Raw genomic sequence first — 1,683 nt, forward strand, 5'->3', positions numbered from 1 at the left:
ACAATCAGGAGTTCCCCTGAGGCGGGCCGGAATAGTTCCTTTTCGAAGGGGAAGGAAAAGACCCAGCCCRCATGGTTTGTGGACTCTGCAGGGCTGGGTCGAGACGTTCGCTTGCGACAAACGTCAAGGGACAATCAATAACCGAGTTGTTACTGATCAACAGCCATTTCGACTTAAGGTTACTGTTGGATAAACGAGCAGTTCCAACAATGGCGATTGTCCATCGCACTGCAAAGCCACTGTCCTGCCACACCGCGGGCAAAGGAACGCGATTGAGTAATTGCGATCAACCAGCGTAAGTAGCGGGTTGAGCCGGAAGTCCCGCCCATCTAATCCTCGTCCAGCCTGCGCAGATGCCGGTAGCCTATTTGATGCAGAACAATGCTGACGAGCAGCGCCGAGGCTAGGATGACAAGGCCCCATAATCGATCGTGACTGAACCTGGCAAAAAAGAAATAAGAACCGAGTCCGGCGACAGCGAACAGGGTAATGGCCAAGCCGTTGTAGAACGTCGCCCGAAGTATGATCTGTGCCTTGCGCGATTCTTTCATGGCCGAAACATATCACAAAGACACTGAGGAGGATGGATCAACCGCCGCCACGGCAATCGCATCATTGGATGCCGCCGCTTTCGGCCACAATCGGGCTTCCCACCTAAGCTCGCCGGGAAACTACGCAATCTTTGCCGAGGAAATAGCCCGACGTAAATTGCGCTGCCAGCCGCAGCGCAACCTGCAATTTTGCCGATGCCAATGCGCGGGCGCGCTGCGCTTCCGGATAGTTTTCAATATTTTCAGTTGGTTCATTTCATCAGGATCATAGGACCAAGACCACAGTGAAGCTGACGGCGATGCAAAATAGCGCCACCAACATGGTTTCAACGGCGGGGTTCATCGTGGTTATCGTGCGGCTACGTTTGCCGATTTCGTAAAGGCCCAGACCAGCGCAATAACCCAGCCGAGCAAAGTCCATCCCAGGAAGAGATTGAGGACGAAAATCGCGGTGGCATTGTTCTGCCGACGCGCCGCCGCAACAATCGCTGGGAAAAAATAGGCGACGAAGAGAAGGATGAGAGATTCCATTTTGGTTGTGCTTCCCGTTTCTTAGAGTGCGTTGAAGACGACGTATTGCTGGATAGTCGGTGYTGATGGCGTCGGTCCATTTGTGTTATCCAGCGTCGTCGAATTCGTCATAGCCCTCCTTAACGCCAGTCCAAAAACCGTTGACGAATTCCAACGGGATATTGCGCAGGACTTCCGCGCGCTCTTCGTCTTCGTAGTCATCAATGCCAAGCATGCAGATGAACTCTCCCAGTTCAACCGTTCGCGGGTCGTGAGATGGACTGTCGTAGGCAATACGAAACAGCGCAACAAGGGCATCGTAACCCGATCCAGCGGCAGGGAACGGTGCCGCCACCAGCCGCTTGACGGGCTTGCGATAACGCTCTTCCGCATGGGCTGGGTCGAAGTCGTCCGCGATCTCCCACTGCGTCCTCACCCACTGCATCCCGACCTCTTCGCCGCGCAGTGCCGGCGTGATGGAATGTTCCAGTGCCAGATAGCGGCCAAGCGGCCCAACCTGCATGAAGCGCCACTCCGCTGCCCTGTCGGCGGCGTGGATCATTTGCATTATCTCGTCCAATTTATTTGTCATCGACTTGCTTTCTTAGCCCTGTTCCTGAAC

3 protein-coding genes are annotated in these 1,683 nt (G+C 54.7%); all 3 read right to left on the reverse strand.

The window, feature by feature from the left end; genetic code table 11:
- Positions 1-329: 329 nt before the first annotated feature.
- Positions 330-551, reverse strand: coding sequence for a hypothetical protein (locus tag ACXJ5O_RS26120; protein ID WP_112526712.1), 222 nt, complete (start codon positions 549-551; stop codon positions 330-332).
- A 348-nt stretch (positions 552-899) separates the two neighbouring features.
- Entirely contained in the window at positions 900-1,082 is a 183-nt protein-coding gene (locus tag ACXJ5O_RS26125; protein ID WP_457302447.1) for a superinfection immunity protein, read from the reverse strand.
- A gap of 85 nt (positions 1,083-1,167) precedes the next feature.
- A complete protein-coding gene (locus ACXJ5O_RS26130) occupies positions 1,168-1,653 on the reverse strand; it encodes a hypothetical protein (protein ID WP_457302448.1) in 486 nt (161 codons plus the stop codon).
- Positions 1,654-1,683: the final 30 nt, after the last annotated feature.

The organism is Phyllobacterium sp. P5_D12 (assembly GCF_054049495.1).